Origin of the sequence: Bacillus sp. FSL R9-9492 (assembly GCF_038007365.1) — a bacterium.
In the GTDB taxonomy this organism is placed as follows: Bacteria; Bacillota; Bacilli; order Bacillales; family Bacillaceae_G; genus Bacillus_A; species Bacillus_A mycoides.
In genome coordinates this window covers 1,568,621-1,588,780 of the sequence record NZ_JBBOXC010000001.1, presented here as the reverse complement: position 1 = coordinate 1,588,780, position 20,160 = coordinate 1,568,621, and the positions used below count along the sequence as shown (strand labels likewise).

Annotated in this window: 23 protein-coding genes; 1 reads left to right on the top strand and 22 read right to left on the bottom strand. The window is 36.3% G+C overall.

Annotation, left to right across the window (positions count from 1 at the left end; genetic code table 11):
- Positions 1–10 precede the first annotated feature (10 nt).
- From mgsA to MKY70_RS08110, 3 genes are read right to left on the bottom strand one after another with little or no spacing between them, the layout of a single operon-like run.
- Positions 11–406, bottom strand: a complete 396-nt coding sequence (mgsA, locus tag MKY70_RS08120) for a methylglyoxal synthase (RefSeq protein ID WP_000684753.1) — start codon at positions 404–406, stop codon at positions 11–13.
- A gap of 15 nt (positions 407–421) precedes the next feature.
- The gene (gene dapB, locus MKY70_RS08115; RefSeq protein WP_002126457.1) at positions 422–1,222 is read right to left on the bottom strand and encodes a dihydrodipicolinate reductase; all 801 of its coding nucleotides are present in this window, start codon (positions 1,220–1,222) and stop codon (positions 422–424) included.
- Positions 1,219–1,563, bottom strand: coding sequence for a nucleotide pyrophosphohydrolase (locus MKY70_RS08110; RefSeq protein WP_341023889.1), 345 nt, complete (start codon positions 1,561–1,563; stop codon positions 1,219–1,221). Before MKY70_RS08110 ends, dapB begins: the two co-directional genes overlap by 4 nt.
- A gap of 391 nt (positions 1,564–1,954) precedes the next feature.
- Here MKY70_RS08110 and MKY70_RS08105 point away from each other — a divergent pair, with 391 nt between their 5' ends.
- A complete protein-coding gene (locus MKY70_RS08105) occupies positions 1,955–2,836 on the top strand; it encodes a YitT family protein (RefSeq protein ID WP_002011845.1) in 882 nt (293 codons plus the stop codon).
- A 28-nt stretch (positions 2,837–2,864) separates the two neighbouring features.
- Here MKY70_RS08105 and MKY70_RS08100 read toward each other — a convergent pair whose 3' ends face one another.
- The 19 genes from MKY70_RS08100 to MKY70_RS08010 form a co-directional block, all read right to left on the bottom strand.
- Positions 2,865–3,515, bottom strand: a complete 651-nt coding sequence (locus MKY70_RS08100) for a uracil-DNA glycosylase (RefSeq protein ID WP_341023886.1) — start codon at positions 3,513–3,515, stop codon at positions 2,865–2,867.
- Between the two features lie 133 nt (positions 3,516–3,648).
- Positions 3,649–4,329 (bottom strand): zinc metallopeptidase, encoded by a 681-nt coding sequence (locus MKY70_RS08095; protein ID WP_002086606.1) that lies wholly within the window; start codon positions 4,327–4,329, stop codon positions 3,649–3,651.
- A gap of 105 nt (positions 4,330–4,434) precedes the next feature.
- Complete coding sequence (ypjB, locus tag MKY70_RS08090; RefSeq protein WP_341023883.1) at positions 4,435–5,220, bottom strand: sporulation protein YpjB; 786 nt, start codon at positions 5,218–5,220, stop codon at positions 4,435–4,437.
- Between the two features lie 107 nt (positions 5,221–5,327).
- Complete coding sequence (lit, locus tag MKY70_RS08085; RefSeq protein WP_002064533.1) at positions 5,328–6,014, bottom strand: lipoprotein intramolecular transacylase Lit; 687 nt, start codon at positions 6,012–6,014, stop codon at positions 5,328–5,330.
- Between the two features lie 25 nt (positions 6,015–6,039).
- Positions 6,040–6,630, bottom strand: a complete 591-nt coding sequence (locus MKY70_RS08080) for a DUF1405 domain-containing protein (RefSeq protein ID WP_002086612.1) — start codon at positions 6,628–6,630, stop codon at positions 6,040–6,042.
- A 510-nt stretch (positions 6,631–7,140) separates the two neighbouring features.
- A complete protein-coding gene (qcrC, locus tag MKY70_RS08075; RefSeq protein ID WP_002011836.1) occupies positions 7,141–7,908 on the bottom strand; it encodes a menaquinol-cytochrome c reductase cytochrome b/c subunit in 768 nt (255 codons plus the stop codon).
- A 43-nt stretch (positions 7,909–7,951) separates the two neighbouring features.
- Entirely contained in the window at positions 7,952–8,626 is a 675-nt protein-coding gene (gene qcrB / locus MKY70_RS08070; RefSeq protein ID WP_000932700.1) for a menaquinol-cytochrome c reductase cytochrome b subunit, read from the bottom strand.
- Positions 8,627–9,139, bottom strand: a complete 513-nt coding sequence (qcrA, locus tag MKY70_RS08065) for a menaquinol-cytochrome c reductase iron-sulfur subunit (protein WP_002011835.1) — start codon at positions 9,137–9,139, stop codon at positions 8,627–8,629.
- Between the two features lie 144 nt (positions 9,140–9,283).
- Positions 9,284–9,739 carry a YpiF family protein gene (locus MKY70_RS08060; protein ID WP_060751479.1) on the bottom strand — a complete coding sequence of 152 codons (456 nt, stop codon included), beginning with the start codon at positions 9,737–9,739 and terminating at the stop codon, positions 9,284–9,286.
- Positions 9,740–9,892: 153 nt separating this feature from the next.
- Complete coding sequence (locus MKY70_RS08055; RefSeq protein WP_002086615.1) at positions 9,893–10,429, bottom strand: ReoY family proteolytic degradation factor; 537 nt, start codon at positions 10,427–10,429, stop codon at positions 9,893–9,895.
- Positions 10,430–10,502: 73 nt separating this feature from the next.
- On the bottom strand, positions 10,503–11,765 hold the full coding sequence (locus tag MKY70_RS08050) for a tetratricopeptide repeat protein (protein WP_002086616.1): 1,263 nt from the start codon (positions 11,763–11,765) through the stop codon (positions 10,503–10,505).
- Between the two features lie 107 nt (positions 11,766–11,872).
- Positions 11,873–13,147 carry a 3-phosphoshikimate 1-carboxyvinyltransferase gene (aroA, locus tag MKY70_RS08045; RefSeq protein ID WP_002086617.1) on the bottom strand — a complete coding sequence of 425 codons (1,275 nt, stop codon included), beginning with the start codon at positions 13,145–13,147 and terminating at the stop codon, positions 11,873–11,875.
- 157 nt (positions 13,148–13,304) lie between these two features.
- The gene (hisC, locus tag MKY70_RS08040; protein ID WP_002086618.1) at positions 13,305–14,417 is read right to left on the bottom strand and encodes a histidinol-phosphate transaminase; all 1,113 of its coding nucleotides are present in this window, start codon (positions 14,415–14,417) and stop codon (positions 13,305–13,307) included.
- 117 nt (positions 14,418–14,534) lie between these two features.
- On the bottom strand, positions 14,535–15,620 hold the full coding sequence (gene aroB, locus MKY70_RS08035) for a 3-dehydroquinate synthase (protein WP_002011826.1): 1,086 nt from the start codon (positions 15,618–15,620) through the stop codon (positions 14,535–14,537).
- Complete coding sequence (gene aroC / locus MKY70_RS08030) at positions 15,620–16,792, bottom strand: chorismate synthase (RefSeq protein ID WP_341023878.1); 1,173 nt, start codon at positions 16,790–16,792, stop codon at positions 15,620–15,622. The genes aroB and aroC overlap by 1 nt, the downstream gene beginning before the upstream one ends.
- 300 nt (positions 16,793–17,092) lie before the next feature.
- Entirely contained in the window at positions 17,093–17,539 is a 447-nt protein-coding gene (gene ndk, locus MKY70_RS08025; RefSeq protein ID WP_000415879.1) for a nucleoside-diphosphate kinase, read from the bottom strand.
- A gap of 124 nt (positions 17,540–17,663) precedes the next feature.
- Positions 17,664–18,626, bottom strand: a complete 963-nt coding sequence (gene hepT, locus MKY70_RS08020; protein WP_002011823.1) for a heptaprenyl diphosphate synthase component II — start codon at positions 18,624–18,626, stop codon at positions 17,664–17,666.
- Positions 18,627–18,664: 38 nt separating this feature from the next.
- Positions 18,665–19,378: a 2-heptaprenyl-1,4-naphthoquinone methyltransferase gene (menG, locus tag MKY70_RS08015; protein WP_002086620.1), complete on the bottom strand. Its 714-nt coding sequence runs from the start codon at positions 19,376–19,378 to the stop codon at positions 18,665–18,667.
- 29 nt (positions 19,379–19,407) lie between these two features.
- Positions 19,408–20,160, bottom strand: coding sequence for a heptaprenyl diphosphate synthase component 1 (locus tag MKY70_RS08010; RefSeq protein ID WP_060751482.1), 753 nt, complete (start codon positions 20,158–20,160; stop codon positions 19,408–19,410).

Sequence of the window (20,160 nt, the reverse complement as noted above, 5' to 3'; positions counted from 1 at the left end):
ATTGTTCCCCTCATTTTCTTAACTTTCGGTAATCTAAATCTCCCCGCTCTAATGCATGCATTAGCATTTCAGCACTTGCCATATTTGTTGCTAATGGGATGGCGTATACATCACATAAACGAAGTAACGCATTAACATCTGGTTCATGCGGCTGGGCTGTTAGTGGATCCCGGAAAAAAATCACCATATCCATCTCATTTTTTGCAATCATTGCACCAATTTCTTGATCTCCACCAAGAGGACCGGATTGATATCTTGTTACAACTAAACCAGTTGCCTCCATAATACGAAGTCCTGTCGTTCCTGTTGCAAAAAGTTCATGTTTTTCAAAAATTGGTTTATATGCGTATGCGAACGAAACCATATCATCTTTCTTTTTGTCATGTGCGATTAAGGCAATTTTCATCCGTTGTCTCCCCCTTTAGTCGATAATATTTTCTAAACCGTACACAAGATGATCAAGGTTCATTACTGTTTCAATTGATAGTTTTACACCTGACATAAATGATGCACGGTTGAATGAATCATGACGAACTGTTAACATTTGTCCATCTCCGCCGAACATTACTTCTTGGTGTGCAATAAGCCCTGGTAGACGTACGCTATGAATGTGAATACCGTCTACATTTGCACCACGTGCCCCTTCTAATTGTTCCGTTTCATTAGGGTGCCCTTGCTCTTTTGGCACACGATTTTGACGGATTAATTCTACTGTTTTTACAGCTGTACCAGATGGTGCGTCTAATTTTTGATCATGGTGTAATTCAATTACTTCAACATCTTGGAAGTACTTCGCTGCCATTTGAGAGAACTTCATCATAAGAACTGCACCAATCGCAAAGTTTGGAGCAATGATTGTTCCTACTTCTTTTTCTTTTGCATTTTCTGTTAATTGCTTTAGTTCTTCTTCAGTAAATCCAGTTGTACCAATAACTGATCGAAGTCCACGTTCAACTGCAAGTGTCACATGTTTCTTTCCAATTTCTGGTGTTGTTAAATCTAACAATACATCTGCTTCTACTTCATCTAAACAAGTATGTAAATCCGCGTAAATAGGTGCATCTAGCGCTGGCATTCCCGGTAAATCAGAAATTTTTTCTCCGCCATGCTTATAATCAATTGCTGCTACTAAATTGAAATGCGCTGTTCTTTCCATAAGAAGGACTGCTTCATATCCCATGCGTCCTCGTGGTCCAGCAATAATTACTTTAATTTCTTTCATGCGTCTTTCTCTCCCTCATCAATACGTGTCCAACGATCTTTATCACGTGTATTAAATTTATTCATTACAATGTTATGCGCTGTTTCTAAATCAATATTTAAACTATTTGCCATACAAATCATAACAAATAAAACATCTCCAAGCTCTTCCTCAACACTTCGTTCTTTCTCAGTCGTTTTCTTTGGTTTCTCACCATAATAATGATTAACCTCTCTTGCAAGCTCTCCCATTTCTTCAGTTAAACGAGCGATCATTGCAAGCGGACTAAAATAACCTTCTTTAAATTGACCGATATATGCATCTACTTCTTTCTGCATATCTTTCATCGTTTTTGCTTCCATACTAGTCACCTCTTATTCCTTCCTCTTTCATGTTAGCCAATTCATCGCGATTTGACAAATATTATTCCCTCATATCACTATTTACGACTCTTTTTAGGATAGACTATAATAAAGTGAAACTTCTTTTGCGTGATTTTTACAAAAGATCAGCCTGAACCAATCGGGTCCCTACAGCTGGTTCGCCCTTTTCTTCTTCGCTTTTCCCTCTACCAGCCGTTGGGACGGGATAAAGTGAAACTTTCTTTTGCAGTTTTTCCGCACAATATCAGGCTGAACTAATTAAGCTCTTATACCATTCTCTATTTTTACTATCAACTAGAAATAACTTATTATTATGTTCTATCGTTTAAGAGGAGCAATGCAATCATTACATAATTAGGGGGATTTCTAAATGACATCAAATTTGAAGATTCGAAATATCATTTTTATTTTAATCGGTTCCGCTATTTTTTCTTTCGGTATTGTGAATATCAATATTGAAAATCATCTTGCAGAGGGTGGATTTACCGGCATTACGCTATTATTATATTTTAAATTTTCACTTGATCCTTCCTATACAAACTTAATTTTAAACGTCCCTCTATTTTTCATTGGCTGGAAATTACTCGGCCGAACAACATTTTTATACACATTAATCGGTACATTTAGCGTCTCTTTATTCCTTTGGGTGTTTCAGCGCTACGAGGTTCTCAACTTACATTTAAACTTGCAAAATGATATGACACTGGCTGCTTTATTCGCTGGGGCATTTATCGGCATAGGACTTGGAATTATATTCAAATACGGCGGGACTACTGGCGGTGTTGATATTATCGCAAGGCTAGCTCACAAATATGTTGGCTGGAGTATGGGAAAAACGATGTTTATGTTTGATGCGGTCGTTATCATTATCTCTATTCTTACATATTTATCATATCGCGAGGGCATGTATACGTTAGTTGCTGTTTTTATCGGGGCCAAGGTTATTGATTTCATGCAAGAAGGTGCTTATGCAGCAAAAGGAGCAACTATTATTTCTGATAAAAACGATGAAATTGCTTCAAAAATTTTATCAGAAATGGAGCGCGGAGCAACCTTTTTAAAAGCAGTTGGATCCTATACAAAAATAGAACGTAATGTACTATATTGTGTTGTTGCTAAAAATGAAATCGTAAAATTAAAAAATATTATTATTTCAGTAGATCCACATGCCTTTGTCGCTGTAAGTGATGTACACGATGTTGTTGGTGAAGGATTTACATTAGATGAAAATAAAAAACCGTTACATAATTAAATTCAGCTAGAAAAGCTCTGTAGCTTTTCTAGTTTTTTATTATAAATCTTTTAAGTTTCTCCAAATCCTCATAAATAAGCTCCAACAAACTCCGATTATAGAAAATAGAAGCTGGATGAAAGGTCGGAAAAATATGATATTCTTTTTCTGACCAAATAAATTCTGTACTGCTGCTATCTTTCAATCGCTGCACAGGTTGCTTTAACAATTCTCCATGAACATCCGTAATTTTATTATTTTTACCAACTAAACGCTGTAATGCAATATTACCAAGTGTGACAATAACCGGCTGCTGTATAAATTCCAGTTCATAATCTAGCAAAGGTGCATGGGCAAGTATCTCACCTTGATTCGGTGTTCTATTGTACTTCTTCTGTATTATTTCGCCATTTCGTTCCCTTTTCTCTCTCCATTTATAAGGTCTACTCCGGACCGCACTCGTAATATATACTTCTTCCCTTGTAACGTGAATACGTTCTAAAAATTCCATTAAATGTTTTCCCGCTCTCCCACTAAATGGAATCCCATTATGAATTTCTGTTTCACCAGGCGCTTCTCCAACGAGCATAAATTTTGGATTTTCAGGACCTTGACCACTTAAAAAACCTTCTAATTGATATGTAGCACTACGCTCCTTCACTTGTTGAACTAAATAATATGGATATTCTATGTCCGTCACCTTCTTTCATCATTCCATGCTTATCTTTATTTTAACTAGTTCTATACCCCATATTCTCTCTATTATTTCCATTTGTAACATATTATAAGATTCAATCCACAAAACAAAAAAAGACTATCAAAATTGATAGTCTTTAATCGTCGCTACGCTGCATACCAGTATAAATTAATACGAGACGTAATAATTCAAATACTGCTACAGCAGCTGCTGCTACATATGTTAATGCTGCCGCATTTAATACTTTACGAGCTTGACCGTATTCATCTGTTGATACGATACCAAGTGCTTCAATTTGTTGCATTGCGCGTTTTGATGCATCAAACTCAACTGGTAATGTAACAAGTTGGAAAATAACACCTGCTGCCATTAAAATAATTCCTAGTAACAACAAACCAGACATTTGTGCAAATACACCAATTAGGACAAAAACCCATGACATGTTTGAACCAAAATTAGCAACTGGCACTAACGAATGGCGTACACGCATAAAGTTATAATCTTTCGCATCTTGAATTGCGTGTCCTACTTCATGTGCTGCTACAGCTGTACCAGCAACTGAATGACCATAATAGTTATCTGTCGATAATCTAACCGTCTTTACACGTGGGTCATAATGATCTGACAAATGACCTGGTGTTTCTTCTACGGCTACATTGTACAATCCATTTTCATCTAAAATTTTTCGAGCCACTTCCGCTCCTGTCATACCTGATGTTGAATAAACTTGTGAATACTTGCTATAGGCACTACGTACTTTTGACTGTGCATACAACGGTATGATCAAAATGATCGCGAAGTAAATTAAATAAAACATCATAAACCTCCATTGAAGTTTTAATTATAGTACTTCTCATTCTATTTTTTTCTTCCACCGTTGTCAATAAATAAACCTTACAATCCGTATCTTTATTTATGCGTATTATCTATCTTTAGAATGCAAGCTGCTTCTCCGCTTCTCTCTCTCCCCTTTATACTTTCTCCATCCAACATACGTTAAAGTGAACAAAATAAGTCCTCCAGTAATTGTCATAAACCAAATGAGAGAGGGAGCAATCTCATCTTTTTTTACTGTATGAAATATTTTTTGCAAATCACCTTTAATAATCCCTAGTTGCATTTGTCCACCTTTCGTTTTTAACATAACGTTACGAAATTCATCCAAATAAGATAAATGTGCATTTACACGCTGCGCTTCGTTTTCTGGCAGAGCAATCATTAAACTAGGATAAATAATATTAAATTCATTTAAAAATGTATTTAGCGTCTGTTGGAACTGTCCATCATCTTCTTTTTCCATCGCCTTTTCTACTTGAGAAAAAGCATTCATTATCTTTCTTTCTCTTTCCATCCAAAGTGGCTGATATTTAGATACTTGTGCATCAACAGCAAGTTGTAACGCTAACATATTATCCACTTTAACTTGCCTATCTGAATCTTCCGCGAGAGATTGTTTCGCCTTATCGTATGCTAAAGAAACGACTCTAATTTGTCCCGGAGTTACTTTTGAATTATTTTCATTCTCCTTTGATAGAAATTGCTCTGAGAAATGGTACAGTACTTGTATTGCCTTTTCATCTTCTTTTTTCTTCACTAACTGCAAAGAGTCATCTAGCAATCCAGTTAGTTCACTCCACTCTTCAGCATATATACGTACTGGAAACATTATAATTAGAAATGCTATCAGTCCAATTAATGTTCTCTTCATCCCGGTCCCCCCTATAACTACTAGTACAAAATATGTGGAATTGGACAAGAATAGAACAGAACAAAACCAAAAAATATATTATCTCTATGAAAACAAAAAAATTCTCTTTAAACAGAGAATTTTTTCTTTGAAACCCTTTTCTTTTTCACTAAATATTTATACACACCGTAACAAAGCATGCTACCACCTAAAATCAATAATAAAATAATACATGCAGCATGCATAAAGAATTCTTCCGGTAACATTAAAATAACCGGATCTGTTTCAATATCAAACATCCAATAATCATTGCTAAATAAAAGCTTATGAAATAATACGAAACTCTTTTCAAAATTAATAGCAATTGGTAACGTAAGAGCTATTGGAAAAATAATTGTAAGAATCGCTCCGTGAAGTAAAAACTTTTCTTTTTTCTTTTTTAATAAATACGCTCCTCCTAATACAGCAATTACAATCGTTCCATACATTATATATTGAATCTTTACTAAAATATTTTTAACATCTACAAAATGAATGCGTCCATTTGTGGACATATCTAATGTCGGCAATTGTAATGCACCTTCATAAAACGGCGATAAATATGTAATAAGCACATCATAGTTTCTCTTAATTTCATCTTTCGTCATATCCGCTAAATCTGGAATATTTAAAAAATCAATTTCAAAATAATACAACCATTTTCCATATACAACTACCGTTGTCGCGAGAGCGAAAACAGAAAATGCTATGCTATAGGAAACTACTAAAGTGATCAATCGATCCAATATGTTTATACCGCTCTTATTTTTCTTCATTTTCTCCCCCTAAATGTCCTCACCATCATAAAGAAAACTGTTTTCGGTTCTCACGTAAGCAATAATAATATGTAATACACAGTACAGCAATACTTAACCAAAACGTAAAATAACCAATTTTCTCTACAAATAAATGCATAATCCCATATCTCGGCATTTGCCAAAATAAATAATCAATTGCATCATTATGTAATGTCCATATGCCAGCTACAGTGAAGTGCCATTTTTTTATCCGATAAAACGGAGCATATAACATTCCCTGCACTGCCATCGCAAAATGAGATAACATTAACATATATCCCATAAGGCCAATAGGGCCTTTTACATAAATCATAATTGCATTTACAACAACAGCCCAAACACCATATTTTATTAAAGTAACTATCGCTAGCGCTTCTATTAACCCCCAGTTCTTCTTCATCAAAAAAGCAATTAAAACAAAGACAAAAAAGAGAGTCGCCATAGGGCTATCTGGTACAAACGGCCAAAATATAGGTGAGGTTTCTTTTAATTGATTTCCATACCATATGAATCCGTAAATTGTACCTAATATGTTAACAACCAATAAAAATAATAGTACCGAACGTTGCCTTAACATTGCATACAAGTAAGCCAATCTGTATGTCCAACACCTTTCAAACAAAGTAATTCTTTCATCGAACTCTACTCTATTATATAGCAAACTTTCCGTCATCGTAGAGTAGAAAACTGAAACAGATTAAATTTTCTTTAGGGATGGCTTTGCTATCCCTTTTCTGTTTCAGCTTCCCCTCATCAAACCGTACGTGAGGTTTTCCCTCATACGGCTTTCCGATGCTCTTCCTTCTTTAGCTTTCAGTTTGTTCTAGCTTCCTACTTTCACGAGTGTGTATGTTATTTTCTTCATCAAGTCCTTGATACGACCATGTTTCTTTCGAACATTTCTTTTCTTATCCAGAAAAGGTTAAGCCGTTCTAAGACGTACCAATCTATTTTACCGAGCCACTTCTGTCCAATTGAAGATAGGCTATAATAATTTTGAATCCTTGTAGAATTCTATTTAAACCTTTCACCATCAAACAGTGCCCAGCTTCGCTGGGCACGCAAAATAAAAAGCTGACCACAGATTTTGTAGTCAGCTTTTCTATTATTTTTTATTATACTTTGCAACGAATTCCGAAAGCTTTTTCAGTTCCTCATCTGTACCTTTAAATACACCTTTAGGCATTGAACCTTTTCCATCTTTCGCAATTTTAGCGATTTCTTCTGGTTTTAAAGTTAAGTTTTGCAAAGCCGGTGCTGCCGCTCCGCCCTGTAAATTGTCACCATGACATGTTAAACAAGTATTTTTTTGCATCAACTTGTAGCCGTCATCATTTTTATCAACTGGTGCTGTTTTTACAATTGCTCCTTGTTTTTTTGCAGCTTCCCAATCGTGGTGTGCTACAGATTCCCAAGTTAAAAAAATAATCGATGCAATTGCTAAAAGCATAAACCCCGTTGCTACAGGACGCTTCAATGGTGCTCTTTCTGGGCCTCGATCTAGAAACGGAGCTAATAGTAACGCTCCAAACGCAATCCCCGGCATAATAAACGCACCAATTACAGTAAATGAGCCTGAAGCATACGAATACTTTAATAACTGATACAAGAATAAGAAATACCAATCTGGAAGTGGTATATATCCTGCATCTGTAGGATCCGCCATTCTCTCAAGCGGTGACGGATGCGCCACTGTTAAACATAAATAACCGACTAAAAAAACTGCACCAACCATCCATTCTTTTAACAAGAAATTCGGCCAAAACGCTTCTGTTTTCCCTGGATATTCAGAATAATCTTTTGGAATATTTGGTTTCCGGGCTACTGGTACCCGAGAATCTCCTACAAACTTCATCCCTTTGCCGCGATGCATAATCTCCCTCCTTTTGTTCTTTCCCCTTTAATTTAGCAATCTCTTATAGCGGACCGGAAATACCTTGTTTGCGAATCATGATGAAGTGGAAGGCCATTAAACCTAGAAGTGCTGCTGGTAAGAAGAAGACGTGAATAGCAAAGAAGCGAGTTAATGTTTGAGCGCCAACGATTTCGGAATGACCAGCGAGTAATGTTTTAATATAAGGACCAATGAGCGGCGTTTGCTCTGCAATTTGAATCCCTACTTTCGTAGCAAATAACGCTTTCATATCCCACGGTAATAAATATCCGGTAAAACCAAGACCTAACATAACAAAGAAAATAAGAACACCAACAATCCAGTTTAACTCACGAGGCTTTTTATACGCACCTTGGAAGAAAACTCTGAGTGTATGTAAAAACATCATTACAATTACGAGACTAGCACCCCAGTGATGCATACCACGAACAATTTGCCCGTAAGCTACTTCATTTTGTAAATAATAAACCGACTCCCAAGCATTTTTAATATCCGGCACATAATACATCGTCAAAAACATTCCGGACAAAATTTGAATTACTGTAACGAAAAAGGTAAGTCCTCCAAAGCAATAGACGAATGCAGAAAAGTGATGTGCCGGGTTAACATGCTCAGGTACTTCATGATCAGCGATATCACGCCATATCGGTGTAATATCTAAACGTTCGTCCACCCAATCATAAATTTTATTTAGCATCTACTTTGCACCCCCTCTTGGCTTCGCTTTTCCTAAATACAGCGTTCCATCTTTCACTTTAGACTCGTACACATCAAGCGGAGCAAGAGGCGGTGTGCCTTTAATGTTCATCCCATCTTTTGTGTAACGTCCCCCGTGACACGGGCAAAAGAATTGATTAGGATGTGCTTTGTCCGAATTCCAGTTCACTGTGCAACCTAAATGTTTACATACTGGCGAAAACGCAACAATTTCTCCACTTTCATCTTTATGCACCCAAGCAGATTTTGGCTCTTCAGACTTGTACCACCCGTCAACCTGCTTCACCTTAAAATCGAAGCGCTTCGGCTCTGTTGTAATATCCTTTACTTGTCCAACAGCAACCATATCTGTTCCCGCTTCTTTTCTTAACACCGGATCAAGCGCAAACCTCGTCATCGGCATTAAAATACCCGCCGCCATAAAGCCTCCTACCCCTGTAAGTGTGTAATTTAAAAACTGTCTTCTTGACACACGATGTTCTTTCTCGCTCACGAAAATTTCCCCCCTCTATCAGAAATTGTCCCCTCGTGAAAAAATTATATAAAAAATAAAAACTAGGACACTATCATGATATAATACCCTCTTGTATAGGTCAATATCATACTACTCATAATAATAAGAACTTTCTGTTTATTATTATTTTATCCATCTTTCTTCCAACATTTCCATAATATTTTTTATGTGTGCACGAATAACTTCCCTTTTCGCTTGGTCACTAAATTGCTCTAATGATAACGATGGAAACCAAAATAAATCACCCTGCACATCTCTCATATCTTCTTTCCATGAAAAGTCACTTGTCACATAGGCAATATGCTTAAAACCTTGCCTTTGCAAATGATCTGTCCATTCTTGCAAACGGTCTTTTTCATTCTTTTGGCTCTCTACCAAATACGTAAATGCGGGCAGTAAAAGCACTCTTCCTTTATACTCCCTTTCCAACTCCATACTCAAAGCCTCAATAAATTCACCTTGCTCTACAACCATTTTCATTTCTTTTGCTGCCGAAATAGACAAAAGGGGTATAATCCCTGTATCTACATACTCCCTCGCTTGCTCAAACTGTTCTACATCTTTTACAATCCATTTCACCTTTTCTCCCCTCCTCCATTCCAAATAACAGAACTTTCACTTTATATATATTAAACCATACTAAAAGAGGTAAAAAAAGAAAAACTACCTATTATTAAGTAGTTTTTCTTAAAAAGTCTGAATTTCGTAAAGATTACATAATCAAAATGAATTCTATAAAATTTTTAACTCTGCTGTTAACCTATGAAATGCTTCCTTATCTTGCTTATCCAAAGCTTCATCAATTTGTTTCAAAAGACGTTCTCTTCTAAATGAGAATACACTTTCTTCTAAAAATCGTTCTGCAAGCAATCGATCTTTTTCATTCACTTCAATATGCTTTGGCAAATATGGGTTTTCTTCTAATACAGCTACATAGTTTGCATTTTGGAACGATGATTTAAAATTAAGCTGAATATAAATATCCTCATCTCGATTCAAACGAATATCATGAAACGATTTTTCTGCATCTGTTGTCATTACATTTTGTTTGAAAAAGTGAAACGGTGTGTCTTTCACACAATTTGCTGACATTACTAAGCCACGCGGACAATATTTTGCATGTTCTACGAAGTGGACTTTATGCATTAATTGATCGTGACTCATTAAATAATTCAAAATCCATACACATTCACGCTGTTTCAGTTGGTAATTATTCAAAAACCATTTTACAAAATCCTTCTTCTCGTTTACAGAAACAGGGGTATTCATAGCGATTAAGTCCCTCCTCTGTCTTTCTCTTTTCTTTTTAGATTCAAGAAGCGGCATTCAGTTTCCTTCCAACTTATGAAAAATCCTCTAAATTATATAACAATTCTTCAATATGAATTTGTGTCGGGTCTAGTTGTATTAACTGCGTAAATACTTCTTTCGCCTCTTTTCGCATTCCTTCTTCTAATAAGAAATAACCGTACTCTTCCAAGAAATCTGGATGATTCTTAAAAGAAGTATATGCACTTTCATAGTGTTTTAATGCATCCGAATACATTTCTAATTGTTTTTTTGCAAATGCAAGATCCCAAAGTAGTTGTGTATCTGGTTCTCCACTGTCAATTGCACGCTCTACAACTGCAATTAGCTCTTCGTATTTCTCTTGTTCTTTTAAAATATACGCATATTTTAATATCGCACCTAAATGTCCCGGATCTAGCTCCAGCGCTTTTTGAAGCACTTCTTCTGCCTCCGCTATTTTACCTAATTTCGCCGCAATATTCGCTAATTCTACATAGAAAGGAACAGACAGCTCATCTACTTTAATTCCTTCTTGAAGTGTTTCATAGCTTTCTTGAAGCATGCCTTCTTTTTCATAGCTTTTCGCTAAATACATGTATAACGATGCGTATTCAGGATCTAATTCTTTTAATTCTTGCCAAGCACCAATTGCTCTTTGATATTCTTCTCCTTGGTATAATGTGAAGGCATATCCAAATAATGAGTGAATATCTTTTTGCTCTTCTAACCCCGCTTCATAGTAAGAGATTGCCTCTTCCCAGTTTCCAATAGCACTTAAAGTTTCTGCTAGACGAAGCGCAATGACAACACCACCCATAACTTTATGTTCTGCTAGTAACGATTCATAATAAGTGATCGCCTTTTGCTCTTCACCTTTACTACTATATAATTCTGCTAACCCAAACGTAATAACAGGTTCGTCTGGCATCATTTCTTTCGCCTTTAATAGTTTTTGTTCTGCTACATCATCAAAACCTTGCATTTGGAATAAATCCGCTACAAGTAATAACGATTGAACATATAAATCATCGTTTTCCGGAATATCATGAAGCACTTCAATCGCTTCATCTTCTTTATCTAAATCAATATATAATTCTGCTAAAAATACCGTAAATTCACTTTCTTCCGGATATAGCAAGCGTAAGTCTTCAGTAATTGCTAACGCCTCATCCATAAACCCAAGTGTATGATAGTAACGAGCGATATCATACTTCTCTTCATCATTAGCAACTCGTAGTTGTTCTTTTAATAATTGTAATCCTTTTTCTGCTTCACCGTTTTCAATATAAGAAACAGCCTGTTCAAACTTTTGCATAAACGTCTCCTTTAATTCAAAAAATATTCTCTTCTGTTCATTTATCATAAGCAACTAGGTGTAAGAACGCAACCTTTTGAGTGAGCTACCTCTTCCTATACTTTCTCTCATAGCGCAGCTAATTGTTCGAAAAATTCCGGATACGACACAGCGACCGCATCACTATTCTCTATTTTCACTTCTCCATCTATAATACACGATGCGATTGCAAGCATCATCCCAATACGATGATCGCCGTGACTATTAACAGTATTTCCTTTTAAACTTTGTTTACCATATATAATCATGCCATCTGGTGTAGCTTCAATCTTCGCACCTAATTTGCCTAATTCATCTACAACCGTATCGATACGATTTGTTTCTTTTACTTTTAACTCCTCAGCGTTTTTAATAACAGTAATTCCTTCTGCCTGCGTTGCTAATAAAGCAATTACAGGAATTTCATCAATTAATCTTGGAATAAGAGTTCCACCAATTTCTATTCCTTTTAGTTTAGATGTTTCAATCGTAATATCCCCGCACGGTTCAAACTCTTCATTTCTAATATGATCGATAGAAATAAGTGCACCCATCTTTGTTAATACATCTAAAACCCCTGTTCTCGTCGGATTTAAACCAACGTTTTCCAATACAAGCTTACTATTTTGGACAATTGCACCAGCTACTAAGAAAAATGCCGCCGAAGAAATATCTCCTGGAACTTCTATGTCTGCACCTTTAAGTTGTTGTCCACCTTGTAATGAAACAGTCCGTCCATTAACATCTACGGTACAACCGAATGCACGCAACATTCTTTCCGTATGATCACGAGATTGCATAGGCTCTGTTACCGTAGTGATCCCTTCCCCTTGCAAACCCGCAAGTAAAACTGCTGACTTCACTTGTGCGCTTGCTACTGGTGAATGGTAATGCATACCTTTTACCTTACCACCGCGAATAGATAAAGGTGTATATTGTCCGTTTTCTCTACCATCAATTTGAGCATTCATCTTACTAAGCGGGTCTGTAACACGTTTCATAGGACGTTTTCCAATTGATGCATCACCAATTATCGTACTATGGAACGGCGTATTTGCTAAAATCCCAAGCATAAGACGAATAGTCGTCCCTGAATTCCCCACATCTAATACTTCTTTCGGTTCTTGTAAATTATGTAATCCTTTACCGTAAATCGTGACATCGTTACCAAACTGTTCAATCTGGACACCTAGTTTTTGAAAACATGCAATTGTACTTAAACAATCTTCTCCTAATAAAAAATTTGATACTTTCGTCGTCCCTTCCGCTATCGCTCCAAACATAACAGAGCGATGCGAAATAGATTTATCTCCTGGAACAACAATTTTCCCATTCAAACTATTTTTTCGTCCTACTAGTTTCAAACTGTATCCTCCTCACATTTTAAATAAGTTATATGTACAATAGTTCTTCTTATACGTCTACTTCTATTGTAACGTTTTCTTTCTTGAACGTGCAAACAACTCCCCTTATTGCAGTTCAAATGAAAAAGGCTCCTGTAACAGGAGCCTCCACCATTTCTTAAGAATACGTTTCTTCTTTCTTCACTTGTTCTTTTACAAGTTCCGTAAGTAATTCAATAATCTCATCATTTTCTTCTTTTAATCCAACAGTAATACGAATACCATCATGCATACCAAATGCTGCACCAGAACGAACGATATATCCTTTTTTCATTAATCGTTCGAAAGCTTCATTACCAGGTATACCAAGTTTCAAGAAAATGAAATTCGTTTGAGATGGATAGTAGAATACGTTATATTCCTTACAAAATGCATAATATTGATTTAATCCTCCTGCATTTTTCTTCACACACTCTTGTAAAAACTGTTGATCCTCTATTGCCGCTAATGCTACCGCTTGGGCGATAGTTGATGTGTTAAATGGTAGTCTTGCTACCTCTAGCTGCCCAATAAGCTTTGCATCACCAATCGCATATCCAATACGAAAAGCAGCTAATCCATATGCTTTTGAGAATGTGCGTAGCACCATAAGATTTTCGTACTTTTCAAGAAGAGGTAATGTTTGCGGATAATCTTCTGCCCCAGCATATTCATAATATGCTTCATCCATAATAACGAGCGCTGACTTTGGAACTGATTCTAAAAATGAAAGTAATTTTTGTTTTTCTACATATGTACCTGTCGGATTATTCGGATTACAAATCCATACAATCTTCGTTTTCTCATCTACTTGTTGTAACATTGCATCTAAATCGTGAATGCCATCTTTAAGTGGTACTTCACGAACTTCTGCTCCTTCAATAACAGCATGGTGATGGTATTGCGAGAACGTAGGGTTCGCCATTACAACATTTGTTCCATTATGTAGCAAAGCACGACTAATCATTTGAATGACTTCATCTAGCCCACTACCAAATAAAAGTTGTTCCGCTTTTACACCTAAATGCTCTGCTACTTTCTCACGAAGCTCAAATGCCGCCCCGTCCGGATAGAGTGCATATTGATTAGCTAACGAAGTTAATGCTTCTGTCACACGCGCAGAGCAGCCAAACGGATTTTCATTCGATGCTAGTTTTACAATTTTTGACAATCCGTATTCTCTTTTTACTTCCTCAATATTTTTCCCAGGTACATATGCTCTCAAAGTTAACAATTGCTCTTTTACTCTCACTTTTCTTCCCCCAGTCATTGATATGATTTATAATGTCTTACTGTCATCTTTAATCATAACCGTCACCATTACGAGAATACCTTTAAATATGCATTTCATACCTGTTCTACAACTTTTTCACACCATATCCTTTTGAAATGCTTCTAACGCAATATGAACAGTCTCATCTGAAATAGATACGACATTCACTCCCCCATATTCCTGCATAAGCACCATATGAATTGTTCCAGCATTTGCTTTTTTATCTTGTTTCATCAACTGAACGAGACGTTCTACATTCAAGTCACTTGGCATTTTTGGATAACCGTATTTCAAGAACCACTGCTTCATTTCTTCATAAGAAAGATCAACTTTGTACACTTGCTCACTTAAAAACATAGCAAATAGCATGCCAACCGCTACTCCATCACCGTGAGTAATATTCCCATATCCTAACTCTTTTTCAAGAGCATGTCCTAACGTATGCCCAAAATTCAAATGGGCACGTACACCTTTTTCTGTTTCGTCTTGCGACACAATATTCGCTTTCACAGGAATCGCCTTCGTTAATATATGAATTAACTTTTCATCACGAAGATCCGTTAACGTTTGCACTTCTTCTTTTAACCAATGATATAGCTCTACATCACCAATAAGAGCATGCTTTATCACTTCTGCATAACCTGATCGCCACTCTTTTTCAGGAAGTGAATGTAAAAATGGCGTATGATATACAACAGCTTCTGGCTGATGAAACGCTCCAATCATATTTTTTCCTAGTGGATGGTTAATTGCTACTTTCCCGCCTACTGCGCTATCGTGAGCTAATAAAGTCGTTGGAACTTGGACAAAGCGAATACCACGCATAAACGACGCGGCAACAAATCCAGCCAAATCTCCAATCATTCCGCCTCCAAGTGCGATGATTAAAGAATTTCTATCTAATTTATTTTCAAGAGCCGAAGTGTGAGCCTCATAGAAATTTTCAAAAGACTTCTCTTTTTCGCCACTCGGTACAACAAACGAAAATACTTTTTGCTCTACTTGCAATGCATCAACAACTGTCTGTAAATGCAGTGATGCAACAGCTTCATCAGAAATGATCATTATGTTAGATACTGCAGGATTCATTTTTTGAATAAGCGTTGTTAAGTGTGACAACGCCTCCCTTCCAACATGTACATCATATTCTTTTGATTTCGTTTGAATATGTATGTTCTCCATTAAAATCCCCTCGCATATTCATTATGTTTCTTAATATTTTCACGTATAAGATCGATACGATCTAATCCAAATTGTTCAATTAAAGCTGTTGCGAGCTCCCAAGCCACAACAGCTTCAGCCACAACGCTAGCTGCTGGCACTGCACAACTATCTGAACGTTCAATACTCGCTGTAAAAGGTTCTTTCGTATCAATATCAACACTTTGAAGCGGTTTATATAATGTCGGTATCGGTTTCATAACACCGCGCACAACAACCGGCATACCAGTTGTCATGCCACCTTCTAATCCACCTGCATTGTTCGTTTTTCTTCTGTACCCTTGCACTTCATCCCAAAGGATTTCATCATGCACTTCACTTCCAGGTCTATGTGCTGCTTCAAAACCAATTCCAATTTCAACACCTTTAAAAGCGTTAATACTCATAATTGCCGCTGCTAATTTTGCATCTAATTTTCTATCATAATGTACATAGCTACCTACTCCAATTGGCATTCCTTCTACAACTACTTCAACAATACCACCGATAGAATCACCATTTGCCTTCGCATCATCAATTGCTTGCATCATCTTTTTACCGGCCTCTTCATCTAAGCAACGTACAGGAGATGCTTCTGTAGTACTTTGTAATTCCACAATAGAGTTATATTTAATATTTGCTGCCTGTACACCACCAATCTCGATAACATGTCCCGCTACTTGTATACCTAATTCCGCTAATATTTTTTTTGCAACTGCACCAGCTGCAACACGAACTGTCGTTTCACGTGCTGAAGAACGCTCTAATACATTCCTCATATCTCTATGACCATATTTAATCGCACCATTTAAATCTGCGTGTCCAGGTCTAGGTTTCGTAACTTGCCTTTTCATTTCTTTCTCTTCCTGCTCAGTTAACGGCTCTGCACCCATAACCTTTGTCCAATGTGTAAAATCACGATTTTCAACAACAAGTGCAATCGGTGACCCCATCGTCTTCCCATGCCTAACACCACTTACAATTTGTACTTGGTCTTTCTCAATTTGCATGCGTCTACCGCGTCCATATCCTTTTTGTCTTCTAGCTAATTCTTCATTTATATCATTCGCTACTAAAGATAACCCTGCCGGAACACCTTCTAAAATTGTCGTAAGTTGCGGACCGTGGGATTCACCAGCTGTAATATATCGCATACGTTATTCCTCTTTTCGCATATGTATTTATCCCGCTACATAAAGCAGCTATATTACCTTCCATCACTCTTTAAAATACAAAGAAATTATATAGTAAATCGAATGTTTGCTTTCCCTACTTGTAATTGTTCGATTATTTTCATAATATTAGACCTTTTACTTTACATACCAATATATCATAACAGTCCTAACTTCGTAACTGATTGAAATAAAAAAAGTGCAAGAAGAATACCCCTATTCTTCTCGCACTTTTTACTATTATCACAGTTATTAAAGCGTTTACAAATTATTTCAAAATAATTAGTAAATCCATTGATTCATTAATTTTGAGTAGTCTACTAATTCTTCTTCCTTAAAGAAAATAGCAATCTCGCGTTCTGCACTTTCTAAAGAATCCGAACCGTGGATAATGTTTTTCGCAACAGTTACACCGAAATCTCCACGAATTGTTCCAGGAGCAGCTTCATGTGGTCGTGTTTTACCCATCATATTGCGTGCTGTATCTACTACACCTTCACCTTGCCATACCATTGCGAATACAGGACCAGATGTAATAAAGTCTACTAATTCACCAAAGAAAGGTCTTTCTTTATGCTCACCGTAGTGTTGTTCAGCAATTTCCGGAGTAACTTGCATTAATTTTGCACCAACTAATTGAAAGCCCTTTTTCTCAAAACGAGCTACAATTTCCCCAATGAAGGCACGTTGTACACCGTCTGGTTTTACCATTAGAAATGTTTTTTCCATAAAAAATCTCTCCACTTCTGAATTATGTATGTAATTGTATATCCCCACACACATATTAACACCCTTATCACAATTGCGCAATAGTTTTGAAATAGAGAGATTATTTTATTTTTTAGACAAAACACTAAAATTTTCGTTTTCCAATATACTTTGCGACATTTTGCAACGCATACTTCGCCTGTCCACGAGGGAGTGGTTTTATTATTTCTAATGCTTTATGTAAATAACGTTCACTAAACGAAAATGCTTTATCAATAGCTTCGCTCGCTTTAATATCATCAATAATTTCTTTCATTTCACTTGCTGTTGTATTTTCATGCACAGATGTAATTTTTTGACGAAGAACTGGATCTTCCATGGCATACAAAACAGGTAATGTAATGTTACCTTGTAATAAATCACCACCAGCAGGCTTTCCAAGCTTCTCTTCTGTCGATACGAAATCTAAAATATCATCAATAATTTGATAAGACATACCAACAAAATATCCGTACCAAAATAGACGATTTACAGTATCGCGATTAGCACCAGCAGCAATCGCTCCCAACTGACAACTTGCGGCGATTAACAATGCTGTTTTTCGTTTTATCCTTCTTAAATACGTTCTTAAATTTTGATCATAGTTATACTTATCTTTAATTTGTTCGATTTCACCTTTACAAACTTCTAAAATTGTATGAGACAACGCTTGATGTGCATCTGGAATTTCTATATTTGTTATACATTCAAGAGACTTCGCAAACAAGTAGTCTCCTGTATACATTGCAATACGATCTCCCCATTTCGCATTCACTGTTGCGCTACCGCGTCGTAAAAACGCAGCATCAATGACATCATCGTGAACAAGCGAAGCCATATGAATTAGTTCTAATGCAACCGCAACATGCTTAATTGCATCTAACTTATAATCCCCAAATTTCCCTGCAAGCAAAACAAAAACAGGGCGAATCCGCTTCCCACCTGCTTCAATAAGCTGTAATGCCGCTTCTTCTACTAACGGCTGCTCAGAAGCAACTGTCTTCTTCAATTCTTTTTCTATAACATTAATATCCGATCGTAAAAAAGAGTACATAAGTTGTAACTTCATATTGTTCACCTTAACCTAAAACGTCTTTTTTCTATTTTCTATTTTGATTCTGGTTTAATACCTAAATGCATAGCTGCTACACCAAAAGTAAATGGTTTCACTTGCACATTCTTAAGCCCAGCTTCTTCAAACATACGTGCTAACTCTTTCATCCCTGGGAATGTACTAGCAGATTCCTGAAGCCATGAATATTCTTTATAACTTTTCGCAAACATCTTTCCAAATAACGGCATGATATATTTAAAGTATAAGACATATCCTTGACGAAAACCTATCATCGTTGGTTGAGATGTTTCCAGGCAAATTACTTTTCCACCAGGCTTTACTACACGCGTCATTTCTTTTAATACTTGCATGTAATCCGGAACGTTACGTAACCCAAAACCAATCGTTACATAATCAAACGTATTATCTTCATAAGGAAGTTCCATTGCATTTCCATGCATAAGTTCTACTTGCTTTAATTCTAAAGCTTCTACCTTTTGTTTACCGACAGCTAGCATATTTTCGCTAAAGTCTAAACCGTAAACCTTCCCATCTTCACCTACAGCTCCCGCTAGTGCAATTGTCCAATCTGCCGTCCCGCAGCATACATCAAGTGCCTTACTCCCGGGTTTCACATCCATAATTCGCATCGTTTCTTTGCGCCATGCCTTATGCCTTTGAAAACTAATTACAGAATTCATCACATCGTATTTATCAGAAATTTTCTCAAATACGTCATGTACTCTTTCTTCTTTTGATTGTTGCATGCTCGTACCTTCTTCCAATGTAAAGTTGCTTATGTCCTTGATTTATCTCTTAACATAGAAATTATCTCATTAACTTCTGTATGATTCTCTAAAATTTTTTCTTCTTGCTTTCTCATTTCCATAAGCCATTCATTAATAACTGTTTCCAAATTTTTATCATCATCCAATGAGATTTTTTGGACTGCTTGAAAAACAGGTGAATTTTGTTTATCAGCATACAATTGACACTCTTTTTGAAGACGATTTTTTCCTAACACATAAGTTATATATGGTTTCCAATTAGATAACTGAAAATGATCACATGTTTTTTGCAAAAGCGCAGATTCAATTATTACTACACTTTCCATTATGTCTTGAATCGTCACATGTGCTTTTTGATACAGCATAATTTTATGTTCATTAATCTCCTTAATTCCTTCAGCAAGTGCACGAATTAAGATAATATCACAATTCATTGACAATAAGTAATAGTATAGACCACTATAATAATCCCCTGCAAGAACTGTCAATTGACGACGCTTATGGAATCCACTCGTCTCTTCGTTTGCTTTATTTGATACTTTTTCATGTGTATCAAGAGCAATTTGTACAAGCATAATCGTTACGACATAATGATCAATTTGTTCTTTATGTATATTTGCACTTTTTAATGCACCGTATAACAGCGCTATTTTTTCTTCATCAATAAATGGTTCTTCAATATAGTTTATAAAATAAGGATGGCGTAATTTCTCCATCAATTTCTCTTTAATACCCGCATACCCTCCGTAGATGTCACACAC

What these genes read in the sequence shown, in the direction of transcription:
- qcrC (WP_002011836.1), bottom strand. Translation starts at nt 7,908, where the DNA reads ATGCATCGCGGCAAAGGGATGAAGTTTGTAGGAGATTCTCGGGTACCA.
- dapB (WP_002126457.1), bottom strand. Translation starts at nt 1,222, where the DNA reads ATGAAAGAAATTAAAGTAATTATTGCTGGACCACGAGGACGCATGGGA.
- mgsA (WP_000684753.1), bottom strand. Translation starts at nt 406, where the DNA reads ATGAAAATTGCCTTAATCGCACATGACAAAAAGAAAGATGATATGGTT.
- ndk (WP_000415879.1), bottom strand. Translation starts at nt 17,539, where the DNA reads ATGGAAAAAACATTTCTAATGGTAAAACCAGACGGTGTACAACGTGCC.
- MKY70_RS08055 (WP_002086615.1), bottom strand. Translation starts at nt 10,429, where the DNA reads ATGAATACCCCTGTTTCTGTAAACGAGAAGAAGGATTTTGTAAAATGG.
- MKY70_RS08105 (WP_002011845.1), top strand. Translation starts at nt 1,955, where the DNA reads ATGACATCAAATTTGAAGATTCGAAATATCATTTTTATTTTAATCGGT.
- aroC (WP_341023878.1), bottom strand. Translation starts at nt 16,792, where the DNA reads ATGCGATATATTACAGCTGGTGAATCCCACGGTCCGCAACTTACGACA.
- lit (WP_002064533.1), bottom strand. Translation starts at nt 6,014, where the DNA reads ATGAAGAAAAATAAGAGCGGTATAAACATATTGGATCGATTGATCACT.
- hepT (WP_002011823.1), bottom strand. Translation starts at nt 18,626, where the DNA reads ATGAAGTTACAACTTATGTACTCTTTTTTACGATCGGATATTAATGTT.
- MKY70_RS08050 (WP_002086616.1), bottom strand. Translation starts at nt 11,765, where the DNA reads ATGCAAAAGTTTGAACAGGCTGTTTCTTATATTGAAAACGGTGAAGCA.
- qcrB (WP_000932700.1), bottom strand. Translation starts at nt 8,626, where the DNA reads ATGCTAAATAAAATTTATGATTGGGTGGACGAACGTTTAGATATTACA.
- MKY70_RS08095 (WP_002086606.1), bottom strand. Translation starts at nt 4,329, where the DNA reads ATGTTTTATTTAATTTACTTCGCGATCATTTTGATCATACCGTTGTAT.
- aroB (WP_002011826.1), bottom strand. Translation starts at nt 15,620, where the DNA reads ATGGAGAACATACATATTCAAACGAAATCAAAAGAATATGATGTACAT.
- MKY70_RS08110 (WP_341023889.1), bottom strand. Translation starts at nt 1,563, where the DNA reads ATGGAAGCAAAAACGATGAAAGATATGCAGAAAGAAGTAGATGCATAT.
- menG (WP_002086620.1), bottom strand. Translation starts at nt 19,378, where the DNA reads ATGCAACAATCAAAAGAAGAAAGAGTACATGACGTATTTGAGAAAATT.
- ypjB (WP_341023883.1), bottom strand. Translation starts at nt 5,220, where the DNA reads ATGAAGAGAACATTAATTGGACTGATAGCATTTCTAATTATAATGTTT.